Source organism: Flexivirga sp., from assembly GCF_051955415.1.
Taxonomy (GTDB): Bacteria; Actinomycetota; Actinomycetes; order Actinomycetales; family Dermatophilaceae; genus Flexivirga.
The window spans coordinates 17,888-32,331 of record NZ_JBQCGS010000053.1 but is presented as its reverse complement, the minus strand read 5'-3'; the positions used below and the strand labels follow the sequence as shown (position 1 = coordinate 32,331).

At 68.3% G+C, this 14,444-nt stretch carries 13 protein-coding genes; 6 read left to right on the top strand and 7 right to left on the bottom strand.

Annotated elements, in window-relative coordinates:
* Positions 1–72 precede the first annotated feature (72 nt).
* The 5 genes from ACTHL4_RS09195 to ACTHL4_RS09175 all read right to left on the bottom strand — a co-directional run bounded on the left by ACTHL4_RS09195 (position 73) and on the right by ACTHL4_RS09175 (position 7,743).
* A complete protein-coding gene (locus tag ACTHL4_RS09195) occupies positions 73–978 on the bottom strand; it encodes an ABC transporter permease (RefSeq protein ID WP_440282453.1) in 906 nt (301 codons plus the stop codon).
* A 61-nt stretch (positions 979–1,039) separates the two neighbouring features.
* Positions 1,040–2,023 carry an ATP-binding cassette domain-containing protein gene (locus tag ACTHL4_RS09190; RefSeq protein ID WP_440282452.1) on the bottom strand — a complete coding sequence of 328 codons (984 nt, stop codon included), beginning with the start codon at positions 2,021–2,023 and terminating at the stop codon, positions 1,040–1,042.
* A 620-nt stretch (positions 2,024–2,643) separates the two neighbouring features.
* Complete coding sequence (locus ACTHL4_RS09185) at positions 2,644–3,807, bottom strand: cystathionine gamma-synthase (RefSeq protein ID WP_440282451.1); 1,164 nt, start codon at positions 3,805–3,807, stop codon at positions 2,644–2,646.
* A gap of 123 nt (positions 3,808–3,930) precedes the next feature.
* Entirely contained in the window at positions 3,931–6,954 is a 3,024-nt protein-coding gene (locus tag ACTHL4_RS09180) for a glycine--tRNA ligase (RefSeq protein WP_440282450.1), read from the bottom strand.
* A gap of 33 nt (positions 6,955–6,987) precedes the next feature.
* Positions 6,988–7,743 (bottom strand): GNAT family N-acetyltransferase, encoded by a 756-nt coding sequence (locus ACTHL4_RS09175; RefSeq protein WP_440282449.1) that lies wholly within the window; start codon positions 7,741–7,743, stop codon positions 6,988–6,990.
* Positions 7,744–7,901: 158 nt separating this feature from the next.
* Here ACTHL4_RS09175 and ACTHL4_RS09170 point away from each other — a divergent pair, with 158 nt between their 5' ends.
* Positions 7,902–8,375: a lamin tail domain-containing protein gene (locus ACTHL4_RS09170; protein WP_440282448.1), complete on the top strand. Its 474-nt coding sequence runs from the start codon at positions 7,902–7,904 to the stop codon at positions 8,373–8,375.
* A gap of 42 nt (positions 8,376–8,417) precedes the next feature.
* Positions 8,418–9,122, top strand: coding sequence for a peptide-methionine (S)-S-oxide reductase MsrA (gene msrA / locus ACTHL4_RS09165; RefSeq protein ID WP_440282447.1), 705 nt, complete (start codon positions 8,418–8,420; stop codon positions 9,120–9,122).
* Between the two features lie 17 nt (positions 9,123–9,139).
* Here msrA and ACTHL4_RS09160 read toward each other — a convergent pair whose 3' ends face one another.
* Entirely contained in the window at positions 9,140–10,099 is a 960-nt protein-coding gene (locus ACTHL4_RS09160) for a hypothetical protein (protein ID WP_440282446.1), read from the bottom strand.
* A gap of 115 nt (positions 10,100–10,214) precedes the next feature.
* Here ACTHL4_RS09160 and ACTHL4_RS09155 point away from each other — a divergent pair, with 115 nt between their 5' ends.
* Both ACTHL4_RS09155 and ACTHL4_RS09150 read left to right on the top strand, forming a co-directional pair.
* Positions 10,215–10,508 (top strand): GNAT family N-acetyltransferase, encoded by a 294-nt coding sequence (locus ACTHL4_RS09155; RefSeq protein WP_440282445.1) that lies wholly within the window; start codon positions 10,215–10,217, stop codon positions 10,506–10,508.
* A gap of 95 nt (positions 10,509–10,603) precedes the next feature.
* A complete protein-coding gene (locus ACTHL4_RS09150) occupies positions 10,604–11,122 on the top strand; it encodes a ferritin (RefSeq protein ID WP_440282444.1) in 519 nt (172 codons plus the stop codon).
* Between the two features lie 37 nt (positions 11,123–11,159).
* Here the strand turns inward: ACTHL4_RS09150 and ACTHL4_RS09145 are convergent, their stop codons facing one another.
* Positions 11,160–12,062, bottom strand: coding sequence for an alpha/beta fold hydrolase (locus ACTHL4_RS09145; RefSeq protein WP_440282443.1), 903 nt, complete (start codon positions 12,060–12,062; stop codon positions 11,160–11,162).
* Positions 12,063–12,081: 19 nt separating this feature from the next.
* Between ACTHL4_RS09145 and ACTHL4_RS09140 the strand changes: the two genes are divergently transcribed.
* Both ACTHL4_RS09140 and ACTHL4_RS09135 read left to right on the top strand, forming a co-directional pair.
* On the top strand, positions 12,082–12,690 hold the full coding sequence (locus ACTHL4_RS09140; RefSeq protein ID WP_440282442.1) for a hypothetical protein: 609 nt from the start codon (positions 12,082–12,084) through the stop codon (positions 12,688–12,690).
* 70 nt (positions 12,691–12,760) lie between these two features.
* Positions 12,761–14,344, top strand: a complete 1,584-nt coding sequence (locus ACTHL4_RS09135) for a DNA polymerase Y family protein (protein ID WP_440282441.1) — start codon at positions 12,761–12,763, stop codon at positions 14,342–14,344.
* Positions 14,345–14,444: the final 100 nt, after the last annotated feature.

Below are 14,444 nucleotides of genomic sequence, written 5' to 3'. Positions count from 1 at the left end.
CCTTCTCCTGTATGCCGGAGGTTCGGCTGGGTGACCCTCCGGCGTTCAGCCCCGGTCCCCCGACCGCGGAACCTACTTGGCGACGGCCTTCTTGTAGGCGGACGTCGCGAACGGCAGGAAGATCGCCAGCAGCACGACCGCCCAGATCAGCGTGTAGAGATCCGGGTGCTGCAGTGCCCAGGTGTATGCCGTCTGCTGGTCGATCTGCGCATGGGACTGTCCCGGCGCCTGCATCGCGTAGAGGTTGCCGAAGTTTTCCCGAGCCGACTGCGTGATCGTCGAGACGGGGTTCCAGCCGGCGATCGTCTTCAGCACCGACGGCATGTTCTGCGACGGCACGAAGGTGTTGGCGATGAACGTGACCGGGAAGATGATCATGAACGAGGCGTTGTTGACCACTTCGGGTGAACGAACCCGCAGACCGACGTAGGCGAACACCCAGGACAACGCGTAGGCGAAGAACAGCATCAACAGGTAGGCCCACAGGGCGTGCACGGGTCCGTTGTGGACCCGCCAACCGATGACCAGACCGGTCGCCGACATGACCACCAGCACGACCACGTTGTTGACGACGTCGGTGAGTGTGCGACCGAGCAACACGGCACTCGGATGCATGGGCAGGGTGCGGAATCGGTCGATGACGCCCTTCTGCATGTCCTCAGCCATCATGTAGCCGGTGATGGTCGCCCCGAAGATGATGGTCTGGGTGAAGATGCCGGCCATCATGAACTCTCGATAACCGGCCTGCACCGACGCACCCGACCCCGCGAGCGACCCGAACACGTAGCCGAAGAGCAGCACGAACATGATCGGCTGGAGCGTGGTGAAGATCAGCAGGTCGGGCACCCGCCGGATCTTGATGAGATTGCGCTTGGCGACGGTCAACCCGTCACCGATCAGGCTCCCGGTCCTGGGTTGCTGCGGGGCCGTGACCGCTGCTGGCACCGTCGTCTCGGCGCTGCTGAGGGGCGCGTTCATGCGAAATCACCGCCACGTATCAGCAGGAGCGAGGCAGGCAAGGAACGTCGTGGCGTGCTTCTCATGCCGACTCCCCCACCAGCTCGAGCTCCGCATCGGCGTCAGCCTCGGCCTTGTGTCCGGTGAGGCTGAGGAACGCATCGTCGAGCGTCGGCCGACGGATGCCGATGTCCTGCACCGTGATCGACTCCTCATCGAAGGCGCGGACCGCCTGCAACAGCGATTGGGTGCCGCCGGTCACCGGCACGATCAGTCGGCGGGTGTGCTCGTCGCGCTCGACAGCTGCCGAGCCGACCACGCCCATGATGTCTGCCGCCTCGGCCAGCCGAGCCGGGTCGGCGACCGTGACCTCGAGGCGTTCGCCGCCCACTTGTGCCTTCAGCTCGTCGGCAGTGCCCTCGGCGATGATCCGCCCGTGGTCGATGACGACGATGTTGTCGGCCAGGCGGTCGGCCTCCTCGAGGTATTGGGTCGTCAGCAGCACCGAGGTGCCGTGACCGACCAGGTCGTTGATCACCTCCCACATGTCGCCGCGGCTGCGCGGGTCCAGGCCGGTGGTCGGCTCGTCGAGGAAGATCACCGGCGGCCGGGCGACGAGTGCACCGGCCAGGTCGAGTCGCCGGCGCATGCCGCCGGAGTAGGTCTTCGCCGGCCGGCCCGCTGCGTCATCGAGCCGGAACTGCTGCAGCAGCTCGATGGCCCGGGTCTTCGCCTCCTTGGGCGTGAGGTGGTAGAGCCGGCCGATCATCTCGAGGTTCTCCCGGCCGGTGAGGTACTCGTCGACGGCCGCGTATTGTCCCGACACTCCGATCTGGCGTCGGACCGCCTGCGGATCGCGCAACACGTCGGCGCCCGCCACCGTCGCCGACCCGGCGTCGGGACGGATCAGCGTGGTGAGCATCCGCACTGTCGTGGTCTTGCCTGCGCCGTTGGGCCCGAGCACTCCGAGCACACTGCCTTCCGGCACTCGCAGGCTGACGCCATCGACGGCTTTCACATCCTTGTAGTGCTTGATCAGCCCCTCGGCTGTGACCGCGTCGGTCATCTCCGTCTCCCTTGTCCAGCTGCCGTTCTACCGTCTCACGGGCCACTGACATCGGCCCTGTCATTTTTCGCGACATATCGTGAGTTCCGGATTGACGATATATCGCGTGTGGAGTCGCGTCAATGCTGTTTGTATGTCGCGCCCGTACCAAACCCTCCCCAGGGCAGACATCGGCACGCCCCCGGCCCCGACACGCGTACCAAACCCTCCCCAGGGCAGACATCGGCACGCCCAGGCCGGCATACCCGTACCAAACCCTCCCCAGGGCAGACATCGGCACGCCCAGGCCGGCATACCCGTACCAAACTCTCCCCAGGGCAGACATCGGCACGCCCCGGCCGGCATACCCGTACCAAACCCTCCCCAGGGCAGACATCGGCACGCCCCTGGCCCCGACACGCGTACCAAACCCTCCCCAGGGCAGACATCGGCACGCCCCCGGCCGGCATACCCGTGCCAAACCCTCCCCAGGGCAGACATCGGCACCGGTCCGGAGGAGCGGACCATCCCCGCCTACGACGAGCCGGCGCCCGCGAGACGACGACCGAGACTGAGGGGGAGGCGCAGCCAACTGTTTCGGGGCGCAGCCCATTCAGTCTCGCGAGGAGTCGAGCAAAGACTCAGCCGTCGAGTGCCTGGTGCAGGTCGGTGATCAGGTCGTCGGGGTCCTCCAGACCGACGGAGAGCCGGATGAGGTCTGCCGGGACCTCGAGCTCGGTGCCGGCGACACTGGCGTGCGTCATACGTCCGGGGTGCTCGATGAGCGACTCGACGCCCCCGAGCGATTCGCCGAGCGTCCAGATCTTCGTGCGGCCGATCGCGTCGACCGCATGCTGTTCACCGCCCGCCAGCTGGAAGCTGACCATGCCGCCGAAGCGACGCATCTGCTTCGCGGCGATGTCGTGGCCGGGGTGGCTGTCCAGACCCGGGTAGTAGATGTGCGTGACATCGTTGCGGCCGCGCAGGAACTCCACGACCTTCTCGGCGTTGTCGCAGTGCCGCTCCATCCGGACGGCCAGCGTCTTGAGACCGCGCAGCACCAGCCACGAGTCGAAGGGGCCGGCGATCGCGCCCATGGAGTTCTGATGGAAGCCAACCCGCTCAGCAGCGTCCGCTAACTCAGCAACGCCAACGTTTTCCGCGACGACGACCGCTCCGCCCACGACGTCGCTGTGCCCTCCGGAGTACTTCGTCGTGGAGTGGACCACGATGTCTGCGCCGAGGCTGATCGGCTGCTGCAGGTAGGCCGATGCGAAAGTATTGTCCACGACGAGCAGCGCACCCGCCTCGTGCGCGATCTGCGCGATGGCCGCAATATCAGCGACTCCGAGCAGCGGATTGGTCGGCGTCTCGAGCCAGATCAGCTTGGTGACGCCGGGCCGGATCTCGCCGCGTATGGCGTCAGCCTGCGACACCTTCGCCAGGCTGTAGTCGACACCCCAGACCTTCTGCACCTTGTCGACGAGCCGGAAGGTGCCGCCGTAGGCATCAGTGGGGATGATCATGTGGTCGCCCGGCCGCAGGATCGCGCGCATGACACAGTCCTCCGCGGCGAGACCGGAGGAGAAGGCGAATCCCTTTGACCCGCCCTCCAATGCGGCGATGCACTCCTCGAGCGCGGAGCGGGTCGGGTTGCCCGAGCGCGAGTATTCGAAGCCCTCTCGCAGACCGCCGACGCCGTCCTGCTTGTACGTCGAGGTCTGGTAGATCGCGGGCACGACCGCCCCGGTGCGGGGGTCGGGCTCCTGCCCGGCGTGGATGGCGCGAGTGGAGAAACCTGTCATGCGCGCGAGTCTACGGTCCCGACCACGTCGGTCGAATAGCGGAGGAGCGTATCAAGACCAGGCACGCACTCGATCTCGATACGGCCCTCGCGGTCGCTCGGACCTACTCGATCAGCGTGCGTCTCACAGGGCCGAATTGAGTTCCCGCCAGTCGATGCCGCGCGGGGCACGCTCGACGACGGTCTGCACCAACCCCAGTCGCGCGGCGCGCAGCTGCTCGTCGTCCGCCATGAGCATCACGTCGTCGAAGTACTTGGTCAACGGTGCGACGAGCGGTAGCGCATCCGGGATCCACTGCGGCAGAGCGTCATTCGCGTGATCGGGCAGCTCGTCGACATACCCGACGAGCGCCTTCTCGGCGTCGGACGCCAACAGCGCCCGATCGTATGACGCCGCGGTGCCGGCCGGCACGATGCGAGTGATGCGCTGCACGGCCTCGACCAGCGCCGGGAAACGGTCGTCGGCGCGGGCGGTCTCGATGTCCGCGAGCGCCTGTGCCGCGACGCCGGGTGCCGATGCCAACGGCGTGACGGTCACTACCAGACCGATCGGGACACCTTCGTCGCGCAACTGCTGCGCGAATCGACCGACGATGAAATCCTTTGCAGCTGCCAGAGATTCATCCGAAACCTCGATGCCCTGCTGTCGGAGCCGTGCGGCCGCAGCGGCCAGGCCGGCCTCGATCGTCACCCCGCCGAGCTCGCGATGCTCCCGCAGGATCGACACCAGTCCGAGGGCAGCGCGACGCAGTGCGAAGGGGTCGGAAGAACCGGACGGCTTGGCGCCGATGGCGAACATCGCCGCCAACAGGTCGAACCGGTCGGCGAGCGCCAACACCGCGCCGGGCACCGACTCGGGCAGGTCGTCGCCGGCCGCACGCGGCAGCTCCATCTCCCAGAGCGCCTGTGCGACCTGCGGGGTCTCGCCCGCCTTGACGGCGTATTCGCGCGCCATGAAGCCGGCCAGCGACGACAGCTCGATCACCATCTGCGAGGACAGGTCGAACTTCGCGAGCTCACCGGCACGTTCGAGGGTCTGCAGCTCGTCCCCGGAAAGCTGCACAGTGGAAGCGATCTCGCGCGCCACGTCGTTGATCCGGTCTGCGCGGTCGGCCATCGACCCGAGCCGGTTCTCGAAGGTCAGCTTGCCGATGCCGTCACGCAGATCGGCGAGCGACACCTTCCGGTCGGCGTCGTAGAAGAACGCGGCATCCTCGTAGCGGGCACGCAAGACGGTCTCGTTGCCGATGCGCACCAGGTCGTCGTCGCAGTCACCGTTGGCGACGGTGACGAAGTACGGCAACAGCGTCCCGTCGGCACCACGCACCGGCAGATAACGCTGGTGCTTGCGCATCACGGTGGTGAGGATCTGTTCGGGCAGCGCGAGATACTTCTCGCCGTACGTGCCGAGGATCGCGTGCGGCTCCTCGACGAGGTTGGTGATTTCGTCGACGAGCGCCGACTCACCCTCGAAATCGACCGCTCCATCGACGGATTCGGCGAGCGCGCGCGACTGGTCGATGACCTGCTGGCGGCGCGCCGCCGGGTCGACGACCAGTCCGTGCGTCTCGAGCACGTCGCGCAACCGGTCCGCAGCGGGCACCCGGACCAGCGGAGTGGCGTCGGTGCGGTGCACATAGGTGGTGCGGCCCGAGGTGAGCTGCGACGCCTGCACCGGCACGACCGTGTCGCCCCACAGTGCCACGACCCACCGGATCGGGCGGCTGTAGGACAGCTGCGGGTCGCACCAGCGCATGTTCTTGTCGGCGCGCAGCGCCTCGACGATGTCACCGATGATCTCGCCGGCCACCGTCAGCACGTCACGCCCGGTTTCGGTCACCTGCACCGCGACATGCTCGGCACCATCGAACTCCGCGCGGACGAGGGCGGCCACGTCGACGTGCTGACCGCGCGCGAATCCCTGTGCGGCCCTGGTGGGTTCGCCGTTCTCGTCATACGCGGCGGCAACCTTCGGGCCCTTGCGCAAGGACTCCGCATCGGGCTCCTGGGCCGCCAACGAGGCCACGGTCGCCACGATTCGCCGCGGAGTGCCGACGACCTCGATCGCGCCGTGGGTCAGTCGGCTGCCATCCAGCCGCTCGGTCAGCGAGCTGCGCACGAAGTCGATCGCCTGGTCGACGACGTGCGGCGGCAACTCCTCGACGCCGATCTCGACCGCGAGCGTCTGGTCCTCGGCCGGCAGGGCAGCAAGGTCGACGTCCTCCGGGTCATCCGCGGGGTGCTGCACCGCGGCGCCGGCCAGCACCTTCGGAGCGTCGGCCTTGAGCAGCGGGAAGTCCAGCTCCTGACGTCGTTCGATCCACAATGCGGAGACGTCCCGCGCCAGGCCGCGCATCGTCGAGAATGCCTTGGCGCGTTCGGTCGTGGAGATCGCACCGCGGGCGTCGAGCACGTTGAACGCGTGCGACGACTTCAGCACATAGGTGTATGCCGGCACGGGCAGCCGCTGCTCGATCATCCGCTGCGCCTCGGCGACGTAGTGGTCGAAGAAGTCCTGGTTGACCGCGACGTCCGCGTCGTCCAGGTAGTAGCGGGACATCTCGTACTCCTGCTGACCGAAGGCCTCGCCATACGTGATGCCAGGGGCGTACTGCATGTCCTTGAAGTGCGAAACCCCTTGCTGCGCCATCATGATGCGCTCGATGCCGTAGGTGAGTTCCACCGGGATCGGGTCGAGGGTCTGGCCGCCCACCTGCTGGAAGTAGGTGAACTGGGTGATCTCCATGCCGTCCAGCCAGACCTCCCAGCCGAGGCCCCAGGCGCCGATCGCCGGCTGCGCCCAGTTGTCCTCGACGAACCGGATGTCGTGGGCGTGGATGTCGATGTCCAGCGCCTCGAGCGACTCCAGATAGAGCTCCTGCGGGTTGCCCGGCTCCGGCTTGAGGATGACCTGGAACTGCGTGTGCGTCTGCAGGCGGTTGGGGTTTTCGCCATACCGGCTGTCGTCGGGGCGCACGGACGGCTCGACGTACGCGACGCGCCACGGCTCCGGACCGAGCACCCGCATCAAGGTGGCGGGGTTCATGGTGCCCGCTCCGACCTCGGTGTTGTTGGGCTGCACGATCATGCAGCCGCGGTCGGTCCAGAATTTCTGGAGGCGGATGAGGGCGTCTTGCACGGTCAGCACGCAGGAAAGGCTACCGAGCGCCGCGCTTCCGGTTCATCGCACGTCCGGCAGCCGGCGTTCCCATTCGCGTTGTATGCCGTCCCCGACGAATCCGAGGCGCCGGTTGACCGCGAGCATCGGCAGGTTGTCGTCGGCATTCCAGGTGAGAAGGCGTCGCGTCGCAGGCGACTCCTGCATGAACGCCAGTGCAGCCGTCGCCTTCATCCGCAGCCCGAGTCGGTGGCCGCGCGCTTCGCGCAGGACGAGCGTGTCGGACTGATAACCGATATCGGGGTCCGTGGTCGACACGGTGATGCGGGTGAAGCCGACCAGCCTCCCGGTGACGACATCGCTGGCGACGACGGTCTGTGCGAGCGCGAACCCGTGCTGCCGGGCGAAGGCCTCGCCCACATCCGCGGCGCCCGCGTCATACTCCGTGGACGCCTGCAGGATGCTCCGTCCGTGCCGCCGCGCGATGTGCTCGGCTTCGGCGAGGAGGGCGCTGCCGACCCCGCGACGGCGGTGCTGCGGCAGCACATGCAGCATGATCAGTGCGGCCTCGGTGTTGTCCTGCTGCGGCAGGGCGACCGCCAGCATGCCTACCGCCGTGTCACCGACCTGCGCCAGCCGGTCGGCATACGCGAAGTCGGTGCGCGTGCGCCGCATCGCGCGCAGTTCCTCGGTCGTCCAGGCGGTGCTGGGGCCGGCGTGCAGTGCCGCCATCGACGCGGCCTGGACCGCCACGAATTCGGCGAAGCGGCCGGCCTCGTGCGGTTCGTCGGATCGGGCGTCGACGGTCGTGATGCGCATGGTGGCGATCCTGCGCGGGGCAGCAGCCCGGACGCCACCACATTTCCCCGACTCCGGCGCGGTCTCCCCGGATCAGCTGGACGTCCGCTGAGACCTTCCTTACCATTCCCTTACCCGGCGAGTACGCCGTAGCGCCCTTCTCGCCGAAAGATCTCCGCATGCGCCGTCTCCCCCACGTGCTGGCCGCCACCTGCGTCGCCGCCGGCATGACGTTGTCCCTCGCCGCGCCGGCGAACGCCGCGCCCACCCTGAAGTTCGCCCGCTTCTACGCCGACCAGCCCGGATCGGACACGCCCTCCACAACGACCCGGCTGAACCGCGAATACATTCAGGTCAAGAACGTCACCCGCAAGACGATCAGCCTGAACGGCTACCTGATCCACGACCGGAAGAATTACCACGTCTACCGGTTCCCCACGACGTTCCGGCTCGGCGCCGGCAAGACGGTGACCGTGCACTCCGGCAAGGGCCGCAACACCTCGACCAACCTCTACTGGGGCATGCGTTCGATGGTGTGGAACAACACGACCGACACGGCATACCTGATGAAGGGCCGCACCAAGATCGCCACCTGCACCTACCAGCAGACCGCGGCGCAGAAGCGCGCCAAGACGGGCTACAAAAACTGCTGACCGCCGGGGAAGGCTTCGGCCGCCCCGTTCGTTGTGCAGTGCATGAGCTTCCTCTTCGGCCGTAAGACCACGATGGTGTCCCCCGGCGACGCACTGCCGGGTCGCCAGGCGCAACTGCCCGGCATACCGGAGCAGCACGAAGTGCTCGGCACCGCCCTCGGCGGTCCGTGGCCGGAGGGCACGCAGGTGCTGTATGTCGCCATGGGCTGCTTCTGGGGCACCGAGCGCATCTTCTGGCAGCAGCCCGGAGTGGTCACGACCGCGGCCGGCTACATGGGCGGCTTCACCCCGAATCCGACCTACGAGGAGACGTGTACCGGCCGCACCGGGCACACCGAAGCGGTGCGGGGGGCCTACGACCCGGCCAGCACCACCCCGGAGCTGCTGCTCAAGGCGTTCTGGGAGAACCACGACTCCACCACCGCGAACCGGCAGGGCAACGACATCGGCACGCAGTACCGGTCGGCGATCTACTGGACCACTCCGGAGCAGGAGCAGGCCGCGATCGCCACGCGCGACGCCTTCCAGCAGGTGTTGCACGACAACGGTTTCGGGGAGATCAGCACCGAGATCCGCTCCGCTACCGAGGCCGGCCCCTTCTACTATGCCGAGGACTACCACCAGCAGTACCTGCACAAGAACCCCGCCGGCTACTGCAATCACGGACCCAACGGGATGACCTGCCCCGTCGGACTGGTCCGGCAGGACCAGTTGCCGAGCCAGCAGTCGGTGCTGCCGCCGGAGTGAGGCATAGGGCGCGATGCTCAGGCAGTCGCGCCGTCATACCACCGCAGCACCCGCAGGGCACGCAACGTGTTCCACCGGCTCGGCCGGCCGTCGCCCTCCTCGACCTCGAAGTGGACGAGGCCGGGATGGGTGTTCTCCTGCAGCCAACGACCGTCCGCCTGCTGCTTGGAGCGAAGGTGCGCGACGGCCTCGGCCAGCCGCGGGTCCGGCGCACCGCCCGCGGCACGGAAGTAGTCCAGACCACGCAGCACGTCGTAGTGCCACTGCGGCGGGAAGGAGAACCGCAGCCAGTCCGCGTCGGCGATCTGGCCGGTGCTGGCCCGGCGGAACAGGTTGCGCTGCAACAGGTACTCCTCCCCGCGCCGCCGGGCCTGCGCCACCTCGGGCCCGCCACCGGCGTGCTCGTGGTCGAGCAGACCCTCCAGCACGCAGATCGTGGTGTGGAACGACGAGCGCGTCGAGCCGTTCTCCGCCTCGCAGTTCCAGCCACCGTCCTCGAGCTGTTCACCCAGCAACCGCTGCACGATCCCGTCGACGTCCTGGCCGAAGTAGGCGCCGACCGAGACGGTGCCTCCGTTGATGCACGGCTCGACCTCACCGTCGAAGAACGCCGAGCCGTCGTACTCCCAGCGGCACCCCTCGCGCACACCGTCGACGGCATGGACCACCACCGGATCGGCCGGATCGACACCGAAGGTGTGCAACAGCCGCAAGGTCGGCAGGGTGGCGGTCCACGGCTGCCCCTGCGGGTCTCCGACCGGGCCGTCCGGTGGCCGCCAGTCCGCACCCGGGAAGCAGGCGCCACCGGCCCACGCGCCGTCGGCATACAGGTCGAGCAGCCTGCTGCCGTGTCCCGTCCGCGCGACCAGCGCTCGCGCGGCCGACACCTCCCCTGGCGGCGCGTCGGTCAGGTCGCGCAGCACCTGCCAGCGGATCGAAGGATCTCCCTCGAGCAGCCACGTCGCCACATCGCTCATCGCATCACCTCTGCGTCTGCGGGTCTTCCCCGGTGCTCGGCACGCTAGGCGCCACCACCGACACCGCGAGCGCAGTCGTATGACGAGAGACGGCCACCGGGTCCAAGATGGAGTCATGAGCGACGACATCACGGTGTGCGACAACCCCGACCAGAGCCGCTACGAAGCACGCATCGGCGGTGTGGTCGCCGGCTTCGCGGTCTATCGGCTCTCCGAAGGACGGATCACCTTCGTGCACACCGAGGTCGACCCGAAGTTCGAGGGCAAGGGTGTGGGTTCGGCGATCGCGCGTCATGCACTGGACGAGGTGAAGGCCCGGGGCGAACGCTCGGTGGTCCCGGAGTGTCCCTTCATCAAGGCGTGGATCGACCGCCATCCGGACTACCGGGCCCTGGTTCACGAGGACTGAAAGGATCCGCGAATCCTTCGTCGGGTGAGGCAAACCCGAGTATGGTCGCCACACTCGGCTGGTCGCGCGCCACATTGCCACCTACGCTGTGGCACATGAAGATGAGCGCCTCCCTTGAGAAGAAGTTCAACGCCCAGATCACGCTGGAGTTCGAGTCCTCGATGGTCTACCGCCAGCTGGCGATCGAGATGGAGGATCAGAACCTCCCGGGCATCGCCGCCTGGTTGCGACACCAGGCGGACGAGGAGATCGTCCACGCGAACAAGTTCATCGACCACCTGAGCGACCGCTCCAACCACCCGGTCATCGGCGCGATCGAAGCGCCGAAGGTCAAGGCGAAGTCCGTGCTCGATGTCTTCGAGGCAGCGCTGTTCCACGAGCAGAAGGTCTCCGCCTCGATCCGCAACCTCTACGCCGCGACCGAGAAGGACGGCGACCTCGACTCACGACCGCTGCTGATGTGGTTCCTCGGTGAGCAGATCGAGGAGGAGGCGACGGTCGACGAGATCGTGGGCCGCATCAAGCTGATCAACAACGACGGACCGGGCCTGCTGCGTCTCGACGAGGACCTGGCCCAGCGTCCCGCTGCCAGTACCGAGAACACTGCCGGCTGAACCCGCCGGTGCCCATGGGCGCCCCGCCGCGAGCCGGTCATCGATCTTCGGTGACCGGCTCGTGCGCGTCCAGGATGCCGTGCACCGCCTGGAGCCACGCGTGCGGCCGGTCCAGGTGCACGTCGTGCCCGGCCCCGGCGATGGTCGTGCTTCCCACGTCCCGGCTGGCGCGCATCCGCTCCACCTCCTCGGCGGGTATGGCGCTACGCTCGCCGACCACCAGATGCGTCGGCACCTCCACGGACTCCCAGGCCCGCCACCGCGGCAGCACGTGGACCGCGCGCAGCGCCTCGACCAGCACGTCGACGTCCCAGGAGGCGACCAGGCCGCCGGCATCGAACTGCAGGCCGTCCGCCCACGCCTCGCCCGCGTCCGGCGTACCGCCGAAGAAGTCGATGAACGCGTCACGGTCCGGGAAGTGCGCCGGCCAACTGCGCAGCCACTGCTCGACCGGCGCGGTCGCGGCATCTCCCCCGCCGCCCACCCCAGCTTCGACCATCACCAATCTGCTGACCAGCGAAGGGTTCTCGGCCGCGACGAGCCTCGCGGTGTGGCCGCCCATCGACTGCCCGACGAGCGTGACCGGACCGCTGCCGAGGCGCTCGATCAACGCCACCACGTCCGCCACGTATGCCGCCCGGGTGACATCCTGCGGTCGGCGCGTCGAATGACCGTGCCCACGCTGCTCGAGGGCGACCACCCGATGGGTGTCGGCAAGTCCGCGTAGGGTGGCCGACCACTCCTGCGCCGTGCCGGCCAGGCCGTGCAACAGGACGACCGGATGATCGCCGGAGCCCGCCTCGGCATACAACAGCTCGACCGGACCACGTGCCAGGGTGCGCCAGGCGGCAGAAGCGATCACCAGGCGATTATGGCTGTCCATCCGGTGTTGCCGGGCACCGCGTCCGACGGCGTGCACCCGATTGACTTTGTCGAACACGTGTTCGATCATGGAATGCATGACCGCCACCACCGCAACGCGGGTCGCCGAGTTGCACGAGCTGCTGCAGCGCCATGAGCAGACATCTGCCGCCGGCAGCGTTCCGGTGCATCCCGCCCTCACCGAGTTGTTCCCCCGTGGGCTGCGCGCCGGCGCGGTCTACACCCTGCAGGGCTCCATGAGCGCCGCACTCGCCCTGCTCGCCGGCCCGTCCCTGGCCGGCTCGTGGTGCGGTGTCGTCGGACTCCCCGATCTGGGCATCGAGGCGGCAGCCGAATGGGGTGTCCGGCTCGACCGGCTGGCCTTGGTCCCCCAGGTCTCCCCCGACGACTGGACCTCCGTGGTCGCCTCCTTGGTCGAGGTCACCGCACTGGTCGTCGCGACAGCACCGGAGCACCTCTCCGGCGGTGAGGTCTCCCGCCTGCTCGCCCGGCTGCGGACCAGCGGCAGCACACTGGTCGTCCTCGGCGACTGGCCCCGTGCCGCTGCCGCCCTCACCGGGCGCATCACCCGCTGGGACGGCCTGTACGACGGCCACGGCCACCTCTCCGGCGGTGTCCTGCGGCTCGCGACGACCGAGCGTCACCGCACCCGGCACGTCGACCTCACCCTGCCGGTCCGATCATGACCGGCACCTGCGGTGGCCGAGGAGCGACGAAGGAGCGCCTCGAGGTCCCGCCACGCCAGGGAGACGCACCATGATCAGCAGCTCGCCGGTCCGCGTCATGCTCCTCTGGTGCCCCGGCTGGTCGGTGCTGGCGGCGCGGCTCACCCAGGGCATCGCAGCGGACGCGCCACTGGCACTCACCGATCGCGGCTTCGTGGTCGCCTGCTCCGCAGCCGCCAAGCTCGAAGGCGTCACCGTCGGCCTGCGCATCCGTCAGGCACAGCACCGGTGCCCGGAGCTGATCGTGCTACCGCACGACCTGGTGGCCGAGGCGCGTGCTTTCGAGCCGGTGCTGCACGCTGTCGAGGAGAAGATCCCCGACGTCCATGTCGTCCGGCCGGGCATCGCCGCGGTTCGTGCCCAGGGCGCGGGTCGGTTCTACGGCAGCGAGCACGCCGCCGCGAGCGCTCTCTTCGCCCACCTGCACGACTTCACCCGGCACGAGCTGCGACTGCCGGTCGACCTGCGCGTCGCGGTCGCGGACGGCCTCTTCGCCGCCGAACAGGCCGCCTACGCCAGTTCGACCGTCGCACCGGTGCATCTCGTCCCCGCAGGTGGGTCGCCCGCCTTCCTCGCCGACCTGCCGGTCGGCGTGGCGTGTGACAAGAAGCTGGACAACCTGTTGCAGCGCATGGGCATTCGCAAGCTCGGCGATCTGGCGCAGTTGCCGCGCGACCAGGTGCATGCCCGCTTCGGCGCAGCCGGCCTGCGGGCACATCAGCTCGCCGGTGGCGAGGACACACCCATCCTGGTCCCGCGCACGGTGCCGCCCGAACTAGGCATGCAGGTCAGCTTCGACCCGGCCACGGACCGGATCGAGCAGGTCATCGCGCACTGCGAGGCCGCAGCCGATCACTTCGCCCGGCTGCTCACCCGGTCCTCGCTGATCTGCACCGAGATCAGGGTCACCGTCCACCTCGAGCCCGATGCCCTCTTCCAGCGGCTCTGGCGGCATCCCTGGCAGTTCGGGAGCGTCGAGGTGCTGGACCGGATCCGTTGGCAGCTGGAGGATCTCGCGGCGGAGGCGGTTACCGTCGACGACGACTCGCTGGGGGCGTCGGTGCTCTCGGTGCAGGTGCTCCCGGAGTCGGTCGACAATGCCGAGCACCACGCCCAGGGTCTGTGGGGTGACCGGCCGGACGAGAAGGTCGAGCACGCCCTGACCACCCTGCAGCACCGGCTCGGCCATGATGCCGTGCTCACCTCGACGGTGGCCGGCGGACGCCTCCTGCACGAACGCCGGGTCCTGCGCCCCTGGGGCGATGCGCTGCCGACGGTCCGCGAGCGCCGCCTCGAGCAGCCTTGGCCGGGCACCGTGCCCGGCCCCGCCCCCGCCACCGTCTTCAGCAGTGCGAGCCAGGTGCAGGTGTTCACCGACACCGGCACACCTGTCACCGTCGACGGCCGTGGGGCGGTCAGCGGGCAGCCGGCATGGTTGCGCACCGCTGAAGGGCACCTGCGCATCGCGCAGTGGGCGGGGCCGTGGCCGATCCAGCAGCGTTGGTGGCGCAAAGGCAAGCGCCTCAACCGTTTCCAGCTGATTGACAACCGGTCGACAGCGTGGCTGTTGCTCGCCGACGGCGATACCTGGTTCACCGAGGCGAGGTATGACTGATCTCGCTGGTCGAGCGTCGTCCAGAGTAGGTCGGAGCTTGCGACGACCGTATCGAAGGGTAGGCCGAGCGCTAGCGGAGCCGTATCGAGGCCAAGAGATC

Excerpts from the sequence above, each read along its gene's own strand:
- ACTHL4_RS09155 (WP_440282445.1), top strand. The coding sequence starts at position 10,215 with ATGAGCGACGACATCACGGTGTGCGACAACCCCGACCAGAGCCGCTAC.
- ACTHL4_RS09150 (WP_440282444.1), top strand. The coding sequence starts at position 10,604 with ATGAAGATGAGCGCCTCCCTTGAGAAGAAGTTCAACGCCCAGATCACG.
- ACTHL4_RS09170 (WP_440282448.1), top strand. The coding sequence starts at position 7,902 with ATGCGCCGTCTCCCCCACGTGCTGGCCGCCACCTGCGTCGCCGCCGGC.
- ACTHL4_RS09195 (WP_440282453.1), bottom strand. The coding sequence starts at position 978 with ATGAACGCGCCCCTCAGCAGCGCCGAGACGACGGTGCCAGCAGCGGTC.
- ACTHL4_RS09160 (WP_440282446.1), bottom strand. The coding sequence starts at position 10,099 with ATGAGCGATGTGGCGACGTGGCTGCTCGAGGGAGATCCTTCGATCCGC.
- ACTHL4_RS09135 (WP_440282441.1), top strand. The coding sequence starts at position 12,761 with ATGATCAGCAGCTCGCCGGTCCGCGTCATGCTCCTCTGGTGCCCCGGC.
- ACTHL4_RS09190 (WP_440282452.1), bottom strand. The coding sequence starts at position 2,023 with ATGACCGACGCGGTCACAGCCGAGGGGCTGATCAAGCACTACAAGGAT.
- ACTHL4_RS09140 (WP_440282442.1), top strand. The coding sequence starts at position 12,082 with ATGACCGCCACCACCGCAACGCGGGTCGCCGAGTTGCACGAGCTGCTG.
- ACTHL4_RS09185 (WP_440282451.1), bottom strand. The coding sequence starts at position 3,807 with ATGACAGGTTTCTCCACTCGCGCCATCCACGCCGGGCAGGAGCCCGAC.
- msrA (WP_440282447.1), top strand. The coding sequence starts at position 8,418 with ATGAGCTTCCTCTTCGGCCGTAAGACCACGATGGTGTCCCCCGGCGAC.
- ACTHL4_RS09175 (WP_440282449.1), bottom strand. The coding sequence starts at position 7,743 with ATGCGCATCACGACCGTCGACGCCCGATCCGACGAACCGCACGAGGCC.